At 61.2% G+C, this 20,627-nt stretch carries 13 protein-coding genes, 2 tRNA genes and 4 rRNA genes; 1 reads left to right on the top strand and 18 read right to left on the bottom strand.

The genetic code is table 11. The annotated features are described in order from the left end of the window. The first annotated feature begins 35 nt into the window (after positions 1-35). The gene (locus BKX93_RS20930) at positions 36-1,127 is read left to right on the top strand and encodes an SGNH/GDSL hydrolase family protein (RefSeq protein WP_070981213.1); all 1,092 of its coding nucleotides are present in this window, start codon (positions 36-38) and stop codon (positions 1,125-1,127) included. A 61-nt stretch (positions 1,128-1,188) separates the two neighbouring features. Here the strand turns inward: BKX93_RS20930 and BKX93_RS20925 are convergent, their stop codons facing one another. The 18 genes from BKX93_RS20925 to BKX93_RS20840 form a co-directional block, all read right to left on the bottom strand. After that, a complete protein-coding gene (locus BKX93_RS20925) occupies positions 1,189-1,611 on the bottom strand; it encodes a VOC family protein (protein WP_046158480.1) in 423 nt (140 codons plus the stop codon). Between the two features lie 10 nt (positions 1,612-1,621). Then, complete coding sequence (locus BKX93_RS20920) at positions 1,622-2,404, bottom strand: enoyl-CoA hydratase/isomerase family protein (RefSeq protein ID WP_070981209.1); 783 nt, start codon at positions 2,402-2,404, stop codon at positions 1,622-1,624. Positions 2,405-2,599: 195 nt separating this feature from the next. After that, positions 2,600-2,926 (bottom strand): DUF4180 domain-containing protein, encoded by a 327-nt coding sequence (locus BKX93_RS20915; protein ID WP_070981208.1) that lies wholly within the window; start codon positions 2,924-2,926, stop codon positions 2,600-2,602. A gap of 18 nt (positions 2,927-2,944) precedes the next feature. Continuing rightward, positions 2,945-3,397 carry a hypothetical protein gene (locus BKX93_RS20910; RefSeq protein WP_145929360.1) on the bottom strand — a complete coding sequence of 151 codons (453 nt, stop codon included), beginning with the start codon at positions 3,395-3,397 and terminating at the stop codon, positions 2,945-2,947. Between the two features lie 161 nt (positions 3,398-3,558). Next, positions 3,559-3,912 carry a cysteine-rich CWC family protein gene (locus BKX93_RS20905; protein ID WP_083340622.1) on the bottom strand — a complete coding sequence of 118 codons (354 nt, stop codon included), beginning with the start codon at positions 3,910-3,912 and terminating at the stop codon, positions 3,559-3,561. Between the two features lie 112 nt (positions 3,913-4,024). Beyond that, the gene (locus BKX93_RS20900; protein WP_070981204.1) at positions 4,025-5,251 is read right to left on the bottom strand and encodes a branched-chain amino acid ABC transporter substrate-binding protein; all 1,227 of its coding nucleotides are present in this window, start codon (positions 5,249-5,251) and stop codon (positions 4,025-4,027) included. Positions 5,252-5,384: 133 nt separating this feature from the next. Continuing rightward, positions 5,385-8,978, bottom strand: a complete 3,594-nt coding sequence (gene putA, locus BKX93_RS20895; protein WP_070981202.1) for a trifunctional transcriptional regulator/proline dehydrogenase/L-glutamate gamma-semialdehyde dehydrogenase — start codon at positions 8,976-8,978, stop codon at positions 5,385-5,387. A 405-nt stretch (positions 8,979-9,383) separates the two neighbouring features. Further along, a 5S ribosomal RNA gene (gene rrf / locus BKX93_RS20890) occupies positions 9,384-9,498 on the bottom strand. An 89-nt stretch (positions 9,499-9,587) separates the two neighbouring features. Continuing rightward, positions 9,588-9,702 (bottom strand): 5S ribosomal RNA (rrf, locus tag BKX93_RS20885). 123 nt (positions 9,703-9,825) lie between these two features. Then, a 23S ribosomal RNA gene (locus tag BKX93_RS20880) occupies positions 9,826-12,716 on the bottom strand. A 255-nt stretch (positions 12,717-12,971) separates the two neighbouring features. Continuing rightward, positions 12,972-13,047 (bottom strand) — tRNA-Ala (locus BKX93_RS20875). 3 nt (positions 13,048-13,050) lie between these two features. After that, positions 13,051-13,127: transfer RNA gene (locus BKX93_RS20870), tRNA-Ile, on the bottom strand. Positions 13,128-13,220: 93 nt separating this feature from the next. Then, positions 13,221-14,756 (bottom strand): 16S ribosomal RNA (locus BKX93_RS20865). Together the 16S, 23S and 5S rRNA genes with 2 tRNA genes alongside form the textbook arrangement of a ribosomal RNA operon. 445 nt (positions 14,757-15,201) lie before the next feature. Further along, positions 15,202-17,514: a Tex family protein gene (locus BKX93_RS20860; protein ID WP_070981201.1), complete on the bottom strand. Its 2,313-nt coding sequence runs from the start codon at positions 17,512-17,514 to the stop codon at positions 15,202-15,204. Positions 17,515-17,573: 59 nt separating this feature from the next. After that, the gene (locus BKX93_RS20855; protein ID WP_046157842.1) at positions 17,574-17,930 is read right to left on the bottom strand and encodes a SpoIIAA family protein; all 357 of its coding nucleotides are present in this window, start codon (positions 17,928-17,930) and stop codon (positions 17,574-17,576) included. 47 nt (positions 17,931-17,977) lie between these two features. Then, positions 17,978-18,790, bottom strand: coding sequence for a DMT family transporter (locus BKX93_RS20850; RefSeq protein WP_046157881.1), 813 nt, complete (start codon positions 18,788-18,790; stop codon positions 17,978-17,980). Between the two features lie 96 nt (positions 18,791-18,886). After that, on the bottom strand, positions 18,887-19,411 hold the full coding sequence (locus tag BKX93_RS20845; protein WP_046168447.1) for a hypothetical protein: 525 nt from the start codon (positions 19,409-19,411) through the stop codon (positions 18,887-18,889). Positions 19,412-19,487: 76 nt separating this feature from the next. Next, complete coding sequence (locus BKX93_RS20840) at positions 19,488-20,597, bottom strand: aromatic ring-hydroxylating oxygenase subunit alpha (RefSeq protein ID WP_046157844.1); 1,110 nt, start codon at positions 20,595-20,597, stop codon at positions 19,488-19,490. Positions 20,598-20,627 lie beyond the last annotated feature (30 nt).

The following is a 20,627-nucleotide window of genomic DNA, read 5'->3' as shown; positions in this document are numbered from 1 at the left end:
CCAATAATTCAAATGGCATTTAAATGGAGAAAATGATGAAAAATGTAAAATTCCTGGCGGCGCTATGCCTGCTGTCCGTCGTTCCCTTTGCCCATGCCGCCTCGTCCGTGCCGAGCTGGGCGGTGCAAACCGAAGGGCGGCAAGTTCGCCACGCCGACGGCTGGCAAGCCACCTGGCCCGGCGCAAACTGGAATGTCCGTGTCGCCGCACAGGCGGTGGGCGTCACGCTGGAGGATGCGGTCAACTATTACGCGCTGGAGGTGGACGGCAAAGCCGTGCAAAAAATCAGCCCGGCCGCCGGCGAGCGAACCATTTGGCAAGATCTGCCCGACAGCAAGCCCCATGCCGTGCGCCTGTTCAAGCTGACCCAGTCGCCAGACAATCCGGGCCTGTTCAAAGGGTTTTCGCTGCGCCAGGGATGGCCCTTGGGGCTTCCGCCCAAACCGCGCCGCCAAATAGAATTCATCGGCGACTCCTGGACCGTGGCCTACGGCAATCTGTCCGCCACCCGCGACTGCACCGATCGGCAGATCGTCGAACGCAGCGACGCCAGCCAAAGCTTCGCCGCCTATCTGGGCAAGCTCTATGGCGCCCAAATCCAAAACAACGGCATGTCCGGCATGGGCATGGTGCGCAACTGGGGCGGCAATATGCCGCAAGTGGATTACCGCAGCTACCACCCCCGCCTGCTGCAGAACTTGCCTGAAACCGCCCCTGGCAACAACGCAGGCCGCCGTTATGGCTGGCGGCCGCAGTTGGTGGTGATCGCGCTGGGCGTCAACGATTTCGGCACCGATGTCGGTCCCGATGAAAAGCGCAGCCAACAGCAACTGGCCGATGATTACGTCCGAGCCTACCACGGCCTGATCGCCCAGTTGAAACAGCGCTACGGCAATCCGGCCTTCCTCTTGGCCGCCACCTATCTATGGCCGGCCGACCGGATGCGGCCGCTGGTCAGCCGCATCGCCGACGAGGAAAGACGACAGGGGACGACGGTGGCTTACGTAGACTGGCAGAATATCGAGTTGACCGGCTGCAACTGGCACCCCAGCCTATCCGACCACGCCAAAATGGCCACGCAGATGGACGCCGCCATCCGCACGCTGGGGAATGTCTGGGACAACTAAGCCGGCTCCGCCGGGCTTGCGAACACTCGCCAGCCGCGGCAAAACCGGATGCCCCCGCAAATCAGTCCCCGACTTCCCACTGAGGGTTCCACGCCACTTCCCACAAATGGCCGTCCGGGTCCTGGAAATACCCGGCGTAGCCGCCCCAGAACGTATCCTGGGCCGGCTTGACGATGGCCGCGCCGGCCATGCTGGCCTGCGCCATTACCGCGTCCACCTCCGCGCGGGAAGCGACGTTGTGGCCTATCGTCAACTCGGTGGCGCTGGCCGGCTGCTTCGGCAGGCCGGCGTCGCGCGCCAGGCTCTCCCGCGGAAACAGCGCCAGCCTCAGCCCGCCTTCCAGCTCGAAAAAAGCGACGGCGCCGTGCTCGAACTCGGCGCCGACGATGCCCTCGCTCGCCAATCCCAGCCCGTCGCGGTAAAACGCCAGCGAACGTTCCAGATCGTCTACGCCCAGCGTCAGCAAGGTGATGCGCGGCTTCATGATCGCCTCCTCAGCGCCCCTTGAACTTAGGCGCCCGGTTGTCCAGAAAGGCGCGGGTGCCGATGCGGAAGTCCTCGCTCTGCGCCGCCAGGCCGAAATAATCGGCGCCCAGCCGCGCCGATTCGTCCTCGGACAAGGACAGGCCGCGATGCATCGCCTCCCAACTCAGCCTCACCGCCAGCGGCGATTGGGCCAGCACCTCGCCCAGCAGCGCCTCGGACTCGGCCATCAACGCTTCGGCCGCCACCACCCGGTTGACCAGGCCCAGCCGACATGCCTCGTCGGCGTCTATCAGCCTGCCGGTCAGCAACATCTCCGCCGCCCTGCCCTTGCCGATCAGCCTGGGCAGCCGGGTGGTGCCGCCGAAACCGGCCACCGCGCCTATCTTCACTTCCGGATGGCCGAAGCGGGCGTGAGAGGCCGCCACCCGCAAAGCGCATGCCTCGGAAATCTCCAGGCCGCCGCCCAGCGCGTCGCCGTTGATCGCGGCCAGCACTGGCTTGCCCAGCGCCTCGATCCGGCCGGTGACCGCCACCGCCAGCCTGGCCAGCTCCCGCACTTCGGCCGCCGGCGCCCGGTTCAGATAGCGGATGTCGGCACCCGCGGAAAATACCCGGCCATGGCCGGTGATGATCACCGCCCTCACCGCGTCGTCGGCCGCCGCCCACTCCAGCGCGGCCAGCAGTTGCCGCAGCAACTGGCGGTTCATCGCGTTCAGGCAGTCCGGCCGGTTCAGCTCCAGCCGCGCGATGCCACCCTCCGCCTTGCTGCGCACCACATCCCGTTCCAGCATCCCGCCTCCGTGCCTGCCGCGCCGCCAGGGCGCGGCATCAAGTTGTAAGATCGAGCCTTCGGAACCTCCGGGCTCGTCCACGCCGAACAGGCGCGGCCTGCCTCGAATCAACCGCCGGCGAAGCTTGCGGGCGCCCGCGCCAATCTATCGACAGCGCGGCGGAAACTATCAGCGCGCCGCCAGCCATTCCAGCGCCTACTCCCGGCTCAGGAACAGCCGCGAGAAACGCCCGCGCCTCGCTTCGCGCAGGTATTCGCCGAAGCGCTCACCATAGTCCCGCTCCGCGTCTATCACCACCGCGGTCTGCAGCCGATAATTCTGCAGCTTCTGCAGGAATTCGCCGGCGAACCGGCTGCTCAGCTGGAAAAAAGCCGCCGGCAAAACCTCATGCGAAATCAGCAAGCGTTCGCAGCGTTCGCCGATGCAGGCGGAGACAAGCTCGACTGCCTGGGACGCGTCGCTCAACTCGCCACACCATTCCAGCGCGCGATGCTCGCCCGAAACCAACACTTGATAAGCCATATTCTTTCCCAAGCGAAATCAGCCGGAACGGCGCGCGCGCGACGCCGAAAGCACGACGGAAGAAGTGGAGCCGACGATCGCGCCGGCGAAAATCTTGGCGATGTCCAGGAAACCGGCCACCAGCGCCGAGCCCTTGCCTGCGCCGGCCACCGAGTCGGCGAACAATGGAAACAGCAGGCCAAAGCTGGCGAAAGCCAGGCACAGCAGCGCGCATACGCAGGTAAAAGGGGGAAACAGATCAAAGAAGCCAGGCCGCTCCGCCACCGAGCGCCCTTGCAGCAGCTCGTCCACCGCCTGGCCCAGCGCGCTGATGTCCATCCCGGCCGCGGCCGGGCCGCCACCGGACTGGCCGCTGGAAATCTCCTGCGCCCGCTCCCGTATTTGCCGCCTCAACATCGCCAGCCTGTCATCCAACGCCTCGTCCAAGCTGGACGGCCATGCCGCCCCCGCTTCCGCTCCGCTTGCTCTCATGGTGGAATCTCCGTTGCGATCAGCCGATCATGCCATTCTGAAACATCGCATCAAGCACAATGGCATTTAAATCCGCGCTCCGCATCCATGGCAAGCCCAAACGACACGCTCCGCCGCAAAAACACGAGAGAGAACAAAGAAAACGCCGCATGGCACCTGCGTCAACTGCCGGATATCAGCCGCCTCTGCAAACAAACCGGGCACAGACAGTCGCTGTCCGCGCCGCTCGGCGACAGCTCAAGCGGCAGATCGGCGCACCAGCAACCGCCGCTCTCCCCGCCCGCGCCGCAGGTGAAGCCATTGCCGCATTGCGGACAGGTCTTGGCCTGCACCGGCAGCGGCAAGGCCAACAGCCGCCGCCACACCTGCTCCTTCCGCTCCTTGTCGTAGCTGGACCAGCCGGCGATCTCGTCCAGCGTGCGGCGGCAGCCGGTGCAGACCTGCCCGCCGTCGTCCAGGCGGCATACGCCGATGCAGGGCGACGGCGGCGGCGTTTCCATGCTTGCCCGTTTCATGCGCCTCTCCCTTTGAATGTGTCGTTGACGATATTAGCGCGGGCCTTGCCGCTTGTCCGCGCACACAAAAACGGCGCGGATATCCGCGCCGTTTGCCGTGCAGCGAATCCGCTTACTTGGCTGCGGAGGCGTCCTTGGCCGCCGCGCCGCCGCCCACGGTTTCCATCACGGTCCACTGGCCGTTCTGGACCTTGTAGACGGTGATGCCGCCGTCCTTCAGATCGCCCTTGTCGTCATAGGTCCAGTTGCTGGACGTCACGCCTTGGTGGGTGATCTTGGCCAGCACCGGCAGGTAGGCCTTCGGATCGGCCGAGTTGGCTTGCTCCATCGCCTGGATCAGCGCGCGGGTGGCGTCGTAGCCGTACGGAGAGTAAGTGGCCACGTCGGCCTTGAAGCGGGCCTTGTAGCGGGTTTCGTAGTCCTTGCCGCCCGGCATCTGCTCCAGCGGCAGGCCCGCCAGCGAAGCGATGGTGCCGTCGGCTTCCTTGCCGGCCAGTTGCAGGAAAGTCGGGGTCTTGGTCATTTCGCCGGAAATCAACGGAGCCTTGAGGCCCAGGCGCTTCATCTGCTTGACCATCGGCGCGGACTGCGCGTCGGCGCCGCCGTAGAACACCACGTCCGGATTCGCGCCCTTGATCGAGGTCAGGATGGCGGTGAAGTCGGTGGCCTTGTCATTGGTGAACTCGCGCTTCACCACGTCGCCGCCGGAAGCGCGGGCCGCTTTCTCGAACTCATCCGCCAGGCCCTGGCCGTAAGCGGTGCGGTCGTCGACGATGACGATCTTCTTCGCGTGCAGCTTCTCAACCGCGAACTTGCCCATCACGCTGCCCTGCTGGGTATCGGAGGTCATCGAGCGGAAGGTGTTCTTGAAGCCTTGGGCAGTGAACACCGGCGAGGTGGCCATCGCGATCATCGGGATGCCGGCGTCGGAGTAAATCTTGGAGGCCGGAATGGCGGTGCCGGAGTTGAAGTGGCCGATGATGCCGGCGACTTTCTCGTCGACGAACTTCTGCGCCAGCTGGGTGGCGGTTTTCGGATCAGCCTGGTCGTCCTGAGCATTGAGCTCGAAGGTCACCGGCTTGCCGGCGATGGTCGGCTTGGCGGCGTTGGCGTCTTCGATGGCCAGGGTCACGCCATTCTTGTATTCCTCGCCGTAATGCGATTGCGGGCCGGTCAGCGGAGCGGCAAAGCCGATCTTGATCACGTCGCCGCCTGCGCTGGCCTGGGCCGGAGCGGAGGCGCCGGCCGCGGGCGCGGCTTCTTCCTTCTTGCCGCAAGCGGACAGGGCGACAGCGGCGGCAACCGCCAGGGTCAGGGTGGACAGCTTGGATACTTGCATCTCTTCGTTCCTCTTCCTTGTTGCTTCAACTTCGCGCTTCTACACAACCGGCTTGGGGCCGGATCCCAGTCTTGCTCTTAAAGTAAAAACTCTGGCCGCATTATTCCAACGCGGCCAGAGGCTGGCAAGTTGATCATTCGGTCATGCTCATCAGGCTGGCATTGCCGCCTGCCGCCGTGGTATTGACGCTGAGCGCGCGCTCCACCACCAGCCGATGCACATTGTAGCCATTTTCGCCGCGCAGGATCAGCGGAACCAGCGCGCCGTCGCGGGCCGCCAGCTCGCGCCGGGCCTCCTCGACCTTGGCGCCGACATACAACACCGCCTCGACATCCGCTTCAAGCACATCGGCCACAACAGATACATGGCCGTTCAAGGCGGAGGCGAATCGACGGCCCAGTTCGCCATCGGCGACCACCGCGTGGTTGCCTGCGGCGAAGACGGCGGCCAATTGCTCGGCCAGCGCCTGCGCGTCGTCGGCGACGCAGCCGACGCGGCCGCGGCCGGCGAAGGACAAGACATTGTTCTCGCCGGTCGGGCCCGGCAAGATTACGTTATGCGCCAGCGGGCTTTCCTTGCGCGCGGCGGCGATGACGCCGTCCAACGACAGACCCTGCGCCTTGGCCGCGGCGGCCAGCGCATCCAGCGCGGACAGATCGGCGGCCTGATGCACGGCCGCCAGCTTGGGCTGCCAGGCGGTGCGGGTCAGACGGTACAGGTAGTACGGACCACCGGCCTTGGGGCCGGTGCCGGACTTGCCCTCGCCGCCGAACGGCTGTACGCCCACCACCGCGCCGACGATGTTGCGGTTGACGTAGATGTTGCCCACCTTGATCTTGCCGCAGATGTCGGCGATGGTTTCGTCGATGCGGCTGTGGATGCCGTGCGTCAGGCCGTAGCCGGTGGCGTTGATCTCGGCCACCACCTTGTCCAGATCCGACGCGGCGTAGCGCAGCACATGCAGCACCGGGCCGAATACCTCGCGCTTCAGCTCGGACAGATTATCGATCTCGAACAGCGTCGGCGCGACGAAAGTGCCCTGCTCGCACTCGGCGGACAGCTTGGTCTGGTGCATCGCGCGGGCGGAGTTCTTCATCCTGGCGATGTGGGCCAGCAGGCCGGCCTGGGCTTCGGCGTCGATCACCGGGCCGACGTCGGTGGTGATCTTGGCGGGATTGCCGACTTCCAGCTCATCCATCGCGCCCTTGATCATCGCGATCACCTTGTCGGCGATGTCATTCTGCAAATACAGCACCCGCAGCGCGGAACAGCGCTGGCCGGCGGAATCGAAAGCCGAGCTCAGCACATCGGTCACCACCTGCTCCGGCAGCGCCGAGCTGTCGACGATCATCGCGTTCATGCCGCCGGTTTCCGCCACCAGCACCGGATCGTCATGGCGCTTGGCCAACGTGCGGTTGATGATCTGCGCCACTTCGGTGGAGCCGGTGAAGATCACGCCCTGGATGCGCGCGTCGCCGGTCAACGCGGCGCCGACCACCTCGCCGCGGCCCGGCAGGAACTGCAGCGCGGCGCGCGGAACGCCGGCCTCATGCAGCAGGCGGATCGCGTAGGCCGCGATCAGGCTGGTCTGTTCGGCCGGCTTGGCCAGCACGGTGTTGCCGGCGGCCAAAGATGCGACGACCTCGCCGATGAAAATGGCCAGCGGGAAGTTCCACGGGCTGATGCATACCACCGGACCCAGCGGCTGGTGGCTAGCGTTGTCGAACTCGGAAACGATCTGCGCCGCGTAATAGCGGCAGAAGTCCACCGCCTCGCGCACTTCGGCGATGGCGTTGTTCAGCGTCTTGCCCGCCTCGCGCACCGCCAGGCCCATCAGCGCCGGCATATTGATTTCCATCAGATCGGCCATGCGCTTGATGCTGGCGGCGCGTTCGGCCACCGGCGTCGCGGCCCAGGCTGCGGCGATGGCCGCCGACTGCGCCAGCGCGCGGTCTACGTCGGCGGCGGTGGCTTCCAGCACCTTGCCGACCACGTCGCCATGATCGGCCGGGTTGCGCACTTCCAGCAGCTCGCCGTCGGTGACGTCGCCGTCGCCCAGCATCGGGAACGCCGCCCAACGCTGCTGCTCCGACGTCTGCAGACCCAGCTGCAGCGTAGCCAGCACGTGCTCGCTGGACAGGTCAAGGCCCTTGGAATTGCGGCGGCCGTCGCCGTACAGCGACTCCGGCAGCGAAATCTTGCTGTGCGGCATGCCGGCGGAAGCCGCCGCTTCGGCCACAGGATCGGTCACCAGCTCGTCAAGGGACACGCTTTCGTCGACGATGCGGTTGACGAAGGAGGAGTTGGCGCCGTTTTCCAGCAGGCGGCGCACCAGATAGGCCAGCAGCGTCTCATGCGAACCCACCGGCGCGTAGATGCGGCAGGCCTTGCCCAGCTTGTCCTTGCCGACCACCTGATCGTATAGGGTCTCGCCCATGCCGTGCAGGCACTGGAATTCGTAATCCTTGCCGGCGGCCAGATTGTAGACCGCGGCCAGGCTGTAGGCATTGTGGGTGGCGAACTGCGGATAGATCGCATCCTGAGCGGCCAGCAGCTTCTTGGCGCAGGCGAGATAGGACACGTCGGTGTACACCTTGCGCGTATACACCGGATAGCCCGGCAGGCCGTCCACCTGGGCACGTTTGATCTCGGCGTCCCAGTAGGCGCCCTTCACCAGCCGCACCATGAAGCGATGGCCGGTGCGGCGCGCGAGGTCGATCAGGAAGTCGATCACGAAAGGACAGCGTTTCTGGTAGGCCTGCACCACGATGCCGATGCCTTCGAAGCCGTTCAGATCCGAATCGTTGGCCAGCGCCTCGACCAAATCCATCGAGATTTCCAGACGGTCGGCCTCTTCGGCGTCGATGTTCAGACCGATATTGTATTGCTTGGCCAGCAGGAACAATCCCTTCAGCCGCGGCAACAGCTCCGTCATCATCCGCTCGTGCTTCAAGCGGCTGTAACGCGGGTGGATGGCGGACAGCTTCACCGAGATGCCGGGGCCGTCGTAAATGCCGCGGCCGTTCGATTCTTTGCCAATCGCATGGATGGCGGTGACGTAGTCCTTTAGATAACGCTGCGCGTCGGCCTCGGTCATCGCCGCCTCGCCCAGCATGTCGTAGCTGAAGCGGTAGCCGCGCGCTTCGCGCTCGCGGCCGTTGGCCAGCGCCTCTTCAATCGTTTCGCCGGTGACGAACTGCTTGCCCAGCATGCGCATCGCCATGTCGACGCCCTTGCGGATCAGCGGCTCGCCGCCCTTGGCGATCAGCCGTGTCATCGCGGCCGACAGGCCGTTGGCGCTGTGTGAGGAAACCAGCTTGCCGGTCACCAGCAGGCCCCAGGCAGCGGCATTGACGAACAGCGACGAGCTGTTGCCCAGGTGGGCCTTCCAGTCGCCGCGGGAAATCTTGTCGCGGATCAGCTTGTCGGCCGTCTCGCGGTCCGGGATGCGCAGCAGCGCCTCAGCCAGACACATCAGGGCGATCCCTTCGCTGCTGTCCAACGAGAACTCGTGCATCAGCGCGTCCACGCCGCTGGAGCGGGTGCGCTCGCGGCGGACCTCGGTCACCAGTCGGCGCGCAAGGTCTTGCACTGATGCGATTTGCTCGGGACTCATCGCCGCCTGCGACAACAGCGCCTGTACGCATTCGCGTTCATCGCGCCGGTAGGCGGCGGTGATGGCGTCGCGCAGAGCGGACTGCTGATGAGCAAAGGATTCGAATTGCATGGGTTTCTCCGATATTGTTTGCAGCCCCGGCCTCGCGTCCGGGTGAACCGTCTATTGTATACAAGAGATGACAGTTTTGTTTGACAATATAAAATATTCTTTAGCACTTAAACGCTATCAAAATCAGCCAGCGCAAGGCTTTCCAAGCGGATCAAACCACACGCGCCTCCACCCGAAAGGCATGATCAAACCAACTTCCCGCCCGCAACCCCTCCCGATTTACCGCACCGATATCGCGCCAAACCGACGCGCATTTCAGATTTGATAGCAATCGAATACTGTCTGCATTTTATAGATCAGATTAATATACAGCGGCAGGATGCGACAAAAAATTTCACCTCCGACCTTGGCCGAGGCCGAAAACGCAAAAAGCCCCAGGCATTGGCCTGGGGCTTTTTATCGGGGATCTGGCGATGTCCTACTTTCACATGGCGAATGCCACACTATCATCGGCGCTAAGATGTTTCACGGTCCTGTTCGGGATGGGAAGGCGTGGGACCATCTCGCTATGGTCGCCAGAAAAAACGTGAACGCTGTCGCGTAATTCTGGATTCGCTTCTCGCGAAGCGAAGCGCCGAGTCGAATCGACTCGGCGCTATCGTATGGGGCGTCTGGCGGTGTCCTACTTTCACATGGCGAATGCCACACTATCATCGGCGCTAAGGCGTTTCACGGTCCTGTTCGGGATGGGAAGGCGTGGGACCACCTCGCTAAGGCCACCAGACATAAACTGGCACAAACTTGAAGAAGCCTGGGCTGGTATTCAACCAACCCGCATATATTCGGTATTTGATGTACTTCGCACATCCACTCTCGTCGCCTAGCCTTGCTAAGCCACTCAAATGATAGGATCAAGCCTCACGAGCAATTAGTATCGGTTAGCTTCACGCCTCACAGCGCTTCCACACCCGACCTATCAACGTCCTGGTCTCGAACGACTCTTCAGGGAGGTCAAGCCTCCAGGGAAGTCTCATCTTCAGGCAAGTTTCCCGCTTAGATGCTTTCAGCGGTTATCTCTTCCGAACTTAGCTACCCGGCTATGCCACTGGCGTGACAACCGGTACACCAGAGGTTCGTCCACTCCGGTCCTCTCGTACTAGGAGCAGCCCCCGTCAAACTTCCAACGCCCACTGCAGATAGGGACCAAACTGTCTCACGACGTTTTGAACCCAGCTCACGTACCACTTTAAATGGCGAACAGCCATACCCTTGGGACCGGCTACAGCCCCAGGATGTGATGAGCCGACATCGAGGTGCCAAACACCGCCGTCGATGTGAACTCTTGGGCGGTATCAGCCTGTTATCCCCGGAGTACCTTTTATCCGTTGAGCGATGGCCCTTCCATTCAGAACCACCGGATCACTATGTCCTGCTTTCGCACCTGCTCGACTTGTCGGTCTCGCAGTTAAGCTACCTTTTGCCATTGCACTATCAGCACGATTTCCGACCGTACCTAGGTAACCTTCGAACTCCTCCGTTACACTTTGGGAGGAGACCGCCCCAGTCAAACTGCCTACCATGCACTGTCCCCAATCCGGATCACGGACCAAGGTTAGAACCTCAAACACACCAGGGTGGTATTTCAAGGACGGCTCCACTGAAACTAGCGTCTCAGCTTCAAAGCCTCCCACCTATCCTACACAAGTCTGTTCAAAGTCCAATGCAAAGCTACAGTAAAGGTTCACGGGGTCTTTCCGTCTAGCAGCGGGTAGATTGCATCTTCACAAACACTTCAACTTCGCTGAGTCTCAGGAGGAGACAGTGTGGCCATCGTTACGCCATTCGTGCGGGTCGGAACTTACCCGACAAGGAATTTCGCTACCTTAGGACCGTTATAGTTACGGCCGCCGTTTACCGGGGCTTCGATCAAGAGCTTGCACCCCATCACTTAACCTTCCGGCACCGGGCAGGCGTCACACCGTATACGTCCACTTTCGTGTTGGCACAGTGCTGTGTTTTTGTTAAACAGTCGCAGCCACCTATTCTCTGCGACCTGTCAAAGCTCCTCCCGCAGGGGATTCACCTCAACAGGCATACCTTCTCCCGAAGTTACGGTATCAATTTGCCGAGTTCCTTCTCCTGAGTTCTCTCAAGCGCCTTAGAATTCTCATCCTGCCCACCTGTGTCGGTTTGCGGTACGGTTCTTATGCAGCTGAAGCTTAGTGGCTTTTCCTGGAAGCGTGGTATCAGTCACTTCAGGTCCGTAGACCCTCGTCATCACTTCTCGGCCTTAAGGAGCGGCGGATTTGCCTACCACTCCAGCCTACCGGCTTAAACAGACTATTCCAACAGTCTGATGACCTAACCTTCTCCGTCCCCACATCGCACTGCATAAAAGTACGGGAATTTTAACCCGTTTCCCATCGACTACGCTTTTCAGCCTCGCCTTAGGGGCCGACTCACCCTACGCCGATGAACGTTGCGTAGGAAACCTTGGGCTTTCGGCGAGCGGGCTTTTCACCCGCTTTATCGCTACTCATGTCAGCATTCGCACTTCTGATATCTCCAGCATCCCTTACGAGACACCTTCACAGACCTACAGAACGCTCCCCTACCACGGACGCTTACGCGCCCATCCGCAGCTTCGGTTATCAGTTTGAGCCCCGTTACATCTTCCGCGCAGGACGACTCGACCAGTGAGCTATTACGCTTTCTTTAAATGATGGCTGCTTCTAAGCCAACATCCTGGCTGTCTGGGCCTTCCCACTTCGTTTACCACTTAACTGATCATTTGGGACCTTAGCTGGCGGTCTGGGTTGTTTCCCTCTTGACGATGGACGTTAGCACCCACCGTCTGTCTCCCATGCTCGCACTTTCCGGTATTCAGAGTTTGCCATGGTTTGGTAAATCGCAATGACCCCCTAGCCATAACAGTGCTTTACCCCCGGAAGTGATACATGAGGCACTACCTAAATAGTTTTCGGGGAGAACCAGCTATCTCCGAGTTTGTTTAGCCTTTCACCCCTATCCACAGCTCATCCCCTAGTTTTGCAACACTAGTGGGTTCGGACCTCCAGTGCGTGTTACCGCACCTTCATCCTGGCCATGGATAGATCACTCGGTTTCGGGTCTACGCCCAGCAACTAAAGCGCCCTATTCGGACTCGGTTTCCCTACGCCTCCCCTATTCGGTTAAGCTTGCTACTGAACGTAAGTCGCTGACCCATTATACAAAAGGTACGCAGTCACGGAACAAGTCCGCTCCCACTGTTTGTATGCATCCGGTTTCAGGTTCTATTTCACTCCCCTCCCGGGGTTCTTTTCGCCTTTCCCTCACGGTACTGGTTCACTATCGGTCGATCACGAGTATTTAGCCTTGGAGGATGGTCCCCCCATATTCAGACAGGATTTCGCGTGTCCCGCCCTACTTCTCGTATGCTTAGTACCAAGAATGCGTTTTCGTGTACGGGGCTATCACCCACTACGGCGGTCCTTTCCATGAACCTTCCACTAACGCAATCTCTATCACATACAGGCTGTTCCGCGTTCGCTCGCCACTACTTACGGAATCTCGGTTGATTTCTTTTCCTCGAGTTACTTAGATGTTTCAGTTCACTCGGTTCGCCTCCTCTGACCTATGTATTCAGTCAGGGATACCGCCTAAGCGGTGGGTTTCCCCATTCGGACATCGCGGGATCAAAGCTCTATTGCCAGCTCCCCCGCGCTTTTCGCAGGCTTACACGTCCTTCATCGCCTGTGATCGCCAAGGCATCCACCAGATGCACTTAGTCGCTTGACCCTATCATTTCAGCAGCCTAAACCACTAAAACAACAAGATGTGTTTGTGCGACGACTGCACCGCCCCTTTTGATATGGCGACGCAGCCTTAGATACAATCAAATACCCAAGATGACGATTTGTCCGCATGCAGAATTAACTGCATGCCTTCATCTCGCCGTCTCAATATATTCGGCTTCTTCAGTTTGTTAAAGATCGGGCGTTTATACAACGCAAACAGAATCAAACTTCTCAATTTGATTTTGTTTGCATTGAGTGGTGGAGGATGACGGGATCGAACCGACGACCCCCTGCTTGCAAAGCAGGTGCTCTCCCAACTGAGCTAATCCCCCAACTGGTGGGTCTGGTAGGACTCGAACCTACGACCCCTGCGTTATCAACACAGTGCTCTAACCAGCTGAGCTACAAACCCAGTAAACTTCTCTGCGCCAGGCCTCTCGACCCGGCTGCCCTTAACTACAAATAACCGATAGGCTGTAAGTGCTTGGCAATCGCCATTCTCTAGAAAGGAGGTGATCCAGCCGCAGGTTCCCCTACGGCTACCTTGTTACGACTTCACCCCAGTCATGAATCCCACCGTGGTAAGCGGCCTCCTTGCGGTTAGCCTACCCACTTCTGGTGAAACTCACTCCCATGGTGTGACGGGCGGTGTGTACAAGACCCGGGAACGTATTCACCGCAGCATGCTGATCTGCGATTACTAGCGATTCCGACTTCACGCACTCGAGTTGCAGAGTGCGATCCGGACTACGATCGGTTTTCTGAGATTAGCTCCACCTCGCGGCTTGGCAACCCTCTGTACCGACCATTGTATGACGTGTGAAGCCCTGCTCATAAGGGCCATGAGGACTTGACGTCATCCCCACCTTCCTCCGGTTTGTCACCGGCAGTCTCATTAGAGTGCCCAACTTAATGATGGCAACTAATGACAAGGGTTGCGCTCGTTGCGGGACTTAACCCAACATCTCACGACACGAGCTGACGACAGCCATGCAGCACCTGTGTTACGGCTCCCTTTCGGGCACCAAGATATCTCTACCAAGTTCCGTACATGTCAAGAGCAGGTAAGGTTTTTCGCGTTGCATCGAATTAATCCACATCATCCACCGCTTGTGCGGGTCCCCGTCAATTCCTTTGAGTTTTAACCTTGCGGCCGTACTCCCCAGGCGGTCAACTTCACGCGTTAGCTACGCTACCAAGGATTCAAACCCCCAACAGCTAGTTGACATCGTTTAGGGCGTGGACTACCAGGGTATCTAATCCTGTTTGCTCCCCACGCTTTCGTGCATGAGCGTCAGTGTCATCCCAGGGGGCTGCCTTCGCCATCGGTATTCCTCCACATCTCTACGCATTTCACTGCTACACGTGGAATTCTACCCCCCTCTGACGCACTCTAGTCGTGCAGTCTCCAATGCCGTTCCCAGGTTGAGCCCGGGGCTTTCACATCAGACTTGCACAACCGCCTGCGCACGCTTTACGCCCAGTAATTCCGATTAACGCTTGCACCCTACGTATTACCGCGGCTGCTGGCACGTAGTTAGCCGGTGCTTATTCTTCCGGTACTGTCATCCCCGCCAGGTATTAACCAGCGGGATTTCCTCCCGAACAAAAGTCCTTTACAACCCGAAGGCCTTCTTCAGACACGCGGCATGGCTGGATCAGGCTTGCGCCCATTGTCCAAAATTCCCCACTGCTGCCTCCCGTAGGAGTCTGGGCCGTGTCTCAGTCCCAGTGTGGCGGATCATCCTCTCAGACCCGCTACTGATCGTCGCCTTGGTGAGCTCTTACCTCACCAACTAGCTAATCAGACGTCGGCTGCTCGTATAACGTGAGGCCTTACGGTCCCCCACTTTCCCCCTCAGGGCGTATGCGGTATTAATCCGGCTTTCGCCGAGCTATCCCCCATTACACGGTACATTCCGACGCATTACTCACCCGTTCGCCACTCGTCAGCGGTGCAAGCACCCTGTTACCGTTCGACTTGCATGTGTAAAGCATGCCGCCAGCGTTCAATCTGAGCCAGGATCAAACTCTTCAGTTCAATCTCAAGCAAATTTTCTGGCACGCAAGTTCAAAGAAATAAACAAGTATCTCTTGTCTCTTGCAGTGCAAGTGTTCGGCTTTCGCCAAGCACTTACACCTATCGGTTATTCGTTCTGTTAAAGAGCAGTGCCGTCCGCTGCGTCGTCCTCACCGGAACCGTTTCGTTTCCGCTGTTTCGTTCGCTGCGTCAGCTGAGGAGGCGAACTATACGCCCGGGCCCCTGACCCGTCAACACCTTTTGCGAGAAAAAGCAGGGAAATTCATCCTCAAACCGGCCAATCGCAGACAAGCCGCTGATCCGGCAGAAGATATGAACAAAGGGTATTTGAACCTGACCGTAAAAAAGCGCATGCCTGCCCGCATCCACCGCGCTGGAGCACCGCAAAACAAACAGGCCGGCGTTCGTTGCCGCCGGCCTGTTCCAGACACATCCATATAGTGAATCAGCCCTTGCGCAGCTTGGCGAAGGCCGCCGCCATCGCGGTATCATTCTGCGGAGCGGTGGATTGGCCGCGTGGCTGGCGTGGACGGTTGTCGGAACGGCTGTCGTTGCGGCCGCCGCGGCTATTGCCGGAACCGACCTCGTCGTCCAGGCGCATCGTCAGCGCGATGCGCTTGCGCGCCACGTCCACTTCCAGCACTTTCACCTTGACCACGTCGCCGGCCTTGACCACCTTGCGCGGATCGTCGATGAACTTGTTGGATAGCGCCGAGATGTGGACCAGGCCATCCTGATGCACGCCGATGTCGACGAAGGCGCCGAAGTTGGCGACGTTGGTGACCACCCCCTCCAGCACCATGCCTGGCTGCAGATGCTTGATATCCTCGACGCCATCCTGAAAGGTGGCGGTCTTGAACTCCGGGCGCGGATCCCGGCCCGGCTTGTCCAGCTCTTTCAAGATATCCATTACCGTCGGCAGGCCGAAGCGCTCGTCGGTGTAATCGGTGGCGCGCACCGACTTAAGGAAAGAAGAATCGCCAATCAAGGTCTTCACGTCGCGACCGGCCTTGGCCACGATCTTCTCCACCACCGGATAGGCCTCCGGGTGCACCGACGACGCGTCCAGCGGATTGTCGCCGCCAGCGATGCGCAGGAAGCCGGCCGCCTGCTCGAAGGTCTTGTCGCCCAAGCGCGGCACTTTCAGCAAGTCCCTGCGGGTGCGGAAGGCGCCGTTCTGGTCGCGATAGGAGACGATATTCGACGCCAGCGTGGCGTTTAGGCCGGAGATGCGGGTCAGCAGCGGCACCGATGCGGTATTCACGTCCACACCCACCGCATTCACGCAATCTTCCACCACGCCATCCAGCGCGCGCGCCAGCTGGCTCTGATTGACGTCATGCTGGTACTGGCCGACGCCGATGGACTTGGGATCGATCTTCACCAGCTCGGCCAGCGGGTCCTGCAGGCGGCGGGCGATGGACACCGCGCCGCGCAGGCTGACGTCCATATCGGGGAATTCCCTGGCCGCCAGCTCGGACGCCGAATACACCGACGCGCCGGCTTCCGACACCACGATCTTGGTCATGGAGAGTTGCGGGAAGGCCTTGATCAGGTCCTGCGCCAGCTTGTCGGTTTCGCGGCTGGCGGTGCCGTTGCCGATGGAAATCAGGTCCACCTTGTGGCGGACACATAGCGCGCCGAGGATGGCGATGGACTTGTCCCATTCGCGGCGCGGCTCATGCGGATAGATGGCGGTGGTATCCAGCACCTTGCCGGTATCGTCGACCACAGCCACCTTGCAGCCGGTGCGCAGGCCCGGATCCAGGCCCAGGGTGGCGCGGCGGCCGGCCGGGGCGGCCAGCAGCAAGTCGTGCAGATTGGCGGCGAAAACCTTGATCGCCTCGCCGTCGGCGGCATCCTTCAACCTCGACACCAGCTCCAGCTCCAGCGACAGGAAGATCTTGGCGCGCCAGCACAGGCGGACGCCGTCCAGCAGCCACTTGTCGGCGGCGCGGCCGGCATCCTTGACGCCGAAGCGGGCGGCGATCAGCTGCTCATAGGCCGAGCGCTCGGTGATCGGCGTCTCGTCCGGCTGATATTTCAGCGCGACGCTCAGCACGCCCTCGTTGCGGCCGCGCAAGAGCGCCAGCGCGCGGTGCGACGGAATCGCCTTGATATGTTCTCGATGGTCGAAGTAGTCGGAGAACTTGGCGCCTTCGTTTTCCTTGCCCGCCACCACGGCGGCGGCCAGTTCGCCTTCGTTCCACAGCTTTTCGCGCAGCTGGCCCAACAACTCGGCGTCTTCGGCGAAGCGCTCGATCAGGATGGCGCGCGCGCCGTCCAATGCCGCTTTGGCATCGGCGACGCCGGCTTCGGCATTGATATAGGTTTCGGCCAGCGCGTTCGGGTCTTGCGACGGATCGGCCAGCAGGCTGTCGGCCAGCGGCTCCAGGCCGGCCTCGCGGGCAATCTGCGCCTTGGTGCGGCGCTTGGGCTTATAAGGGAGATAGAGGTCTTCCAGCGTGGTCTTGTTGTCGCTGGCGTAGAGGGCCGCTTCCAGTTCCGGGGTGAGCTTGCCTTGCTCGGCGATGCTCTTGAGGATGCTGTCGCGGCGCTCGTCCATCTCGCGCAGATAGACCAGACGCTCGGCCAGCATGCGCAGCTGGGTGTCGTCCAGACCGCCGGTGACTTCCTTGCGGTAACGGGCGATGAAGGGAACGGTGGCACCGCCGTCGATCAGTTCGATGGTGGACGCCACCTGGGATTCGCGGACGGCAAGCTCAGCCGCCAGGCGGCTGGAAAGGCTTTTCAGCATCGGCTTTTATTCTTTCGCGTCGAACAAAAACCGCTACTGTACCGCCATCCGCCGCAAAATCAAGCCGCGACCGGACGCGCCAGCCAGGCCTGCGCCTCTTCTATCAGGTCGAAATACTGGACATGAGTATGGGACAGCAAGCCGGCGATGTGGGTGGCCAGGCGTATCCACACGTCGCCGACGACAATGGCCACGCGGCCCAGCTTCTCCTCATGCGCGCGCATGAACTTGACCTCCTCCATCGCCATGTCCAGCGTGAAGTCTTTCAGTTCGGTCAGGTCCAGCAGCATGTCCGGTTTGTCGCGCTCCTCCAGCCGCTTGAGCAAGGCCTGCTCCAGCAGCTGGAAATCAGCCAGCGTGAACTCGTTGAACAAGGCCACGTCCAGGCCATAATCCTGCTCACGGATCGAGATCATTTGCTTCTCCACTCCTGTTTGATTGTCGCAAACGCTTTGACTGTATTCTAGCGCCGTCCAGCCAACATGCCGCTGACCACGATCAAGCCCATCGCCAGCAGCGAATCCGCCGTCAGCGCGTCGCCCCACACCAGCGCGCCCAGCAGACAGGAAAACACCACGGTCAGATAGGACAGATTGGCCGCGGTCAGCTTGCGCCCCACCTTGTAGGCGCGGGTCATCGCCAGTTGCGCCAGCGTGGCGGTGGCGCCGACGCCCAGCAGCAAGCCCACATTATCCAGCGTCACCGGGTGCCAGCGCTCGAAACACATCAACAACAGGCCGCCGACGGTGGAAATCAGCGCGAAGTAGAACACCACCCGCCATTCGGCCTCGCCCTGCCGCCCCAGTTCCCGCACATGCAGATAGGACCAGCCGGCCAGGAAGCCGGAAGCCAGCCCCAACAAGCCGGCGAACCACACATCGCCGGACAAGGTCGGTTTCAGCAGCAACACCACGCCGACGAAGCCCAGCGCCAGCCCGCCCAGCGCCTGCGCCGGCAGCCGCTCGCGCAACAGCGCGACGGACAGCAAGGCCAGAAACATCGGCGAGGTGTAGGTCAACGTCGACGCCGTCGCCAGCGGCAGATGGGCGATGGCGTAAAACGACATCAGCAGCGAGGCATAGCCGATCACGCCGCGCTGCAGGTGATAGCGCAGCAAGGGCGTGGCGAAACGCTCCCGCCGCCACAAGGCCGCGCCGCCCAGCGTCAGCACGCCGATCAAGGTGCGCCAGAACACCAGCTCCGTCGATGAGAAATGCTCTGCGCCCAACTTGACGAACAAGCCCATCAGGGCGAAGAACACCGCGGCCACAACCATCCAGCCGGAACCCAGGCGGAAACCCGCCAACCTGCCACGCACAAGCACTTTCTCGCCTTCCCTGCCAAGCGGCCCGCAGGCCGCGATTGCATACTCTTATTTCTTAGCCAAAGCCACGCTCAGGCAGATGGACTCCATCTGCCTGCGGTAGGTCTTGAACTCCGACGCGTTGGCGGTGCAGCGCGCCTCCAGCAGCCGGTTCTTGTCCACCAACTGGATCACATGCAGATTATGGCGCACGATCCACAGCCGGTTGGACACGAAGCGGCCATCGCGATACTCGGTGACCAGCCGGCCCGCTTTCTGATTGACGCGGACGAAGTTGGCCGCCTCGCGGTCGCCGTCTTCCTGGCGGAACATCGCCGCCAAGCGCGGCAGCGTATCGCCGCGCCCCGGCTTGCGCACGCCGATCTGCACCTCGATGGCGGCGCGCTCGCGCTGGTCGGCCTTGGGCGGGATCACCTTCAGCACCCGAATCCGATTGGCGACGCTGGCGCGCACTTTCCAGCCCGGCGGCAGCATGAAGCGCGCCTTGCTGACCGGATCGGCGTAAGTGGCCGCCAGCGCGAGCGGACTGGCCAGCAGCGCGCCCAGCGCCAGCATGCGGAAAATTGCGGGCATGATCTTGGCCGATGGAAGGATAAAAAAAGGCGCGGAATATCCCGCGCCCCTGCATTATGGCATTTAACTTGCCTATTCAGCCAGCCAATGCCGAGCCCATCAGGCGTCGATAATACTCGTGGAAGTGCTGCATGCCCTCCTCGGTCGGAGACTGGTACGGGCCCACCTCGTTGACGCCGGCCATCCACAGCGCCTTGCGGCCTTCGTGCATGCGGATGCAGATCTCGTCGTCTTCCTTGGCGGTTTCGAAGTAGGCGGCCTGCTCGGCCTCGATGAATTCCGGCTCGAACCACACCACGTCTTCCGGGTAGTAGAACTCGGTGATCACCGTGCACTTCTCCGGACCGCGCGGAATCACCACGCTGACCACCAGCACGTGCGGATACCACTCCACCATGATGTTGGGGTAGTAGGTCAGCCAGATGGCGCCGAACTCCGGCTGCTGTTCGGCATAGCGGCGGCGCACTTCCTCGTGCCACTTGCCGTACACCCTGGAGCCGGCGCGCGCCAGGCAGTTCTTCACGCCCACGGTCTGCACGTGGTAGCTGTCGCCCCACTCCCATTTCAGGTCGCCGCAATCGACGAAATTGCCGAGGCCAGGATGGAAGGGATCAACGTGGTAGTCCTCCGAGTACACCTCGATGAAGGTCTTCCAGTTGAAATCGTAATCGGCGCTGTGCGTCGAGTGGAAGGCATAGCCATCGAAGGTCATGTGCTTGGCGACGCCCAGCTTCTCCAGATCGGCCGCCACATTGCGGCGCGCGTCGAACAGCAGGCCGTTCCAGCGGGCCAGCTCGGTCTGCCCCAGGTTCAGGCATGGCGTTTCCGGAAAATGCGGCGCGCCCACCAGTTTGCCGCCGGCGTCGTAGGTCCAGCCGTGCAGATTGCAGACGATGTGGTTGCCGTTGCCGCGGCCTTTGTAGATGACGGCCTGGCGATGGCGGCAGACGTTGGAGATCAGCTTGATCTCGCCGTCCACGTTCTTGAGCATCTTGCCGTGGCCCAGCCACTCCAGCGTGTGATAGTCGCCGGGGTTGGGCGCCATCAGCTCATGGCCATAGTACTGCGGGGCGTCTGCGAACAGCAGCTCCTGCTCCTTGGCATAGAACGCGGGATCGAAATAGGTATAAATGGGTAGCTGGGCTGCGGATGCTTGAAGCAGTTGAGCAGAAGCCAGATCAGACATTATTCCCACACCTCCGTGGAAGAAGATATA

Source organism: Chromobacterium vaccinii (assembly GCF_001855275.1).
In the GTDB taxonomy this organism is placed as follows: domain Bacteria; phylum Pseudomonadota; class Gammaproteobacteria; order Burkholderiales; family Chromobacteriaceae; genus Chromobacterium; species Chromobacterium vaccinii.
The sequence above is the reverse complement of the archived record's forward strand: the minus strand, read 5'-3'. Positions and strand labels throughout refer to the sequence as shown.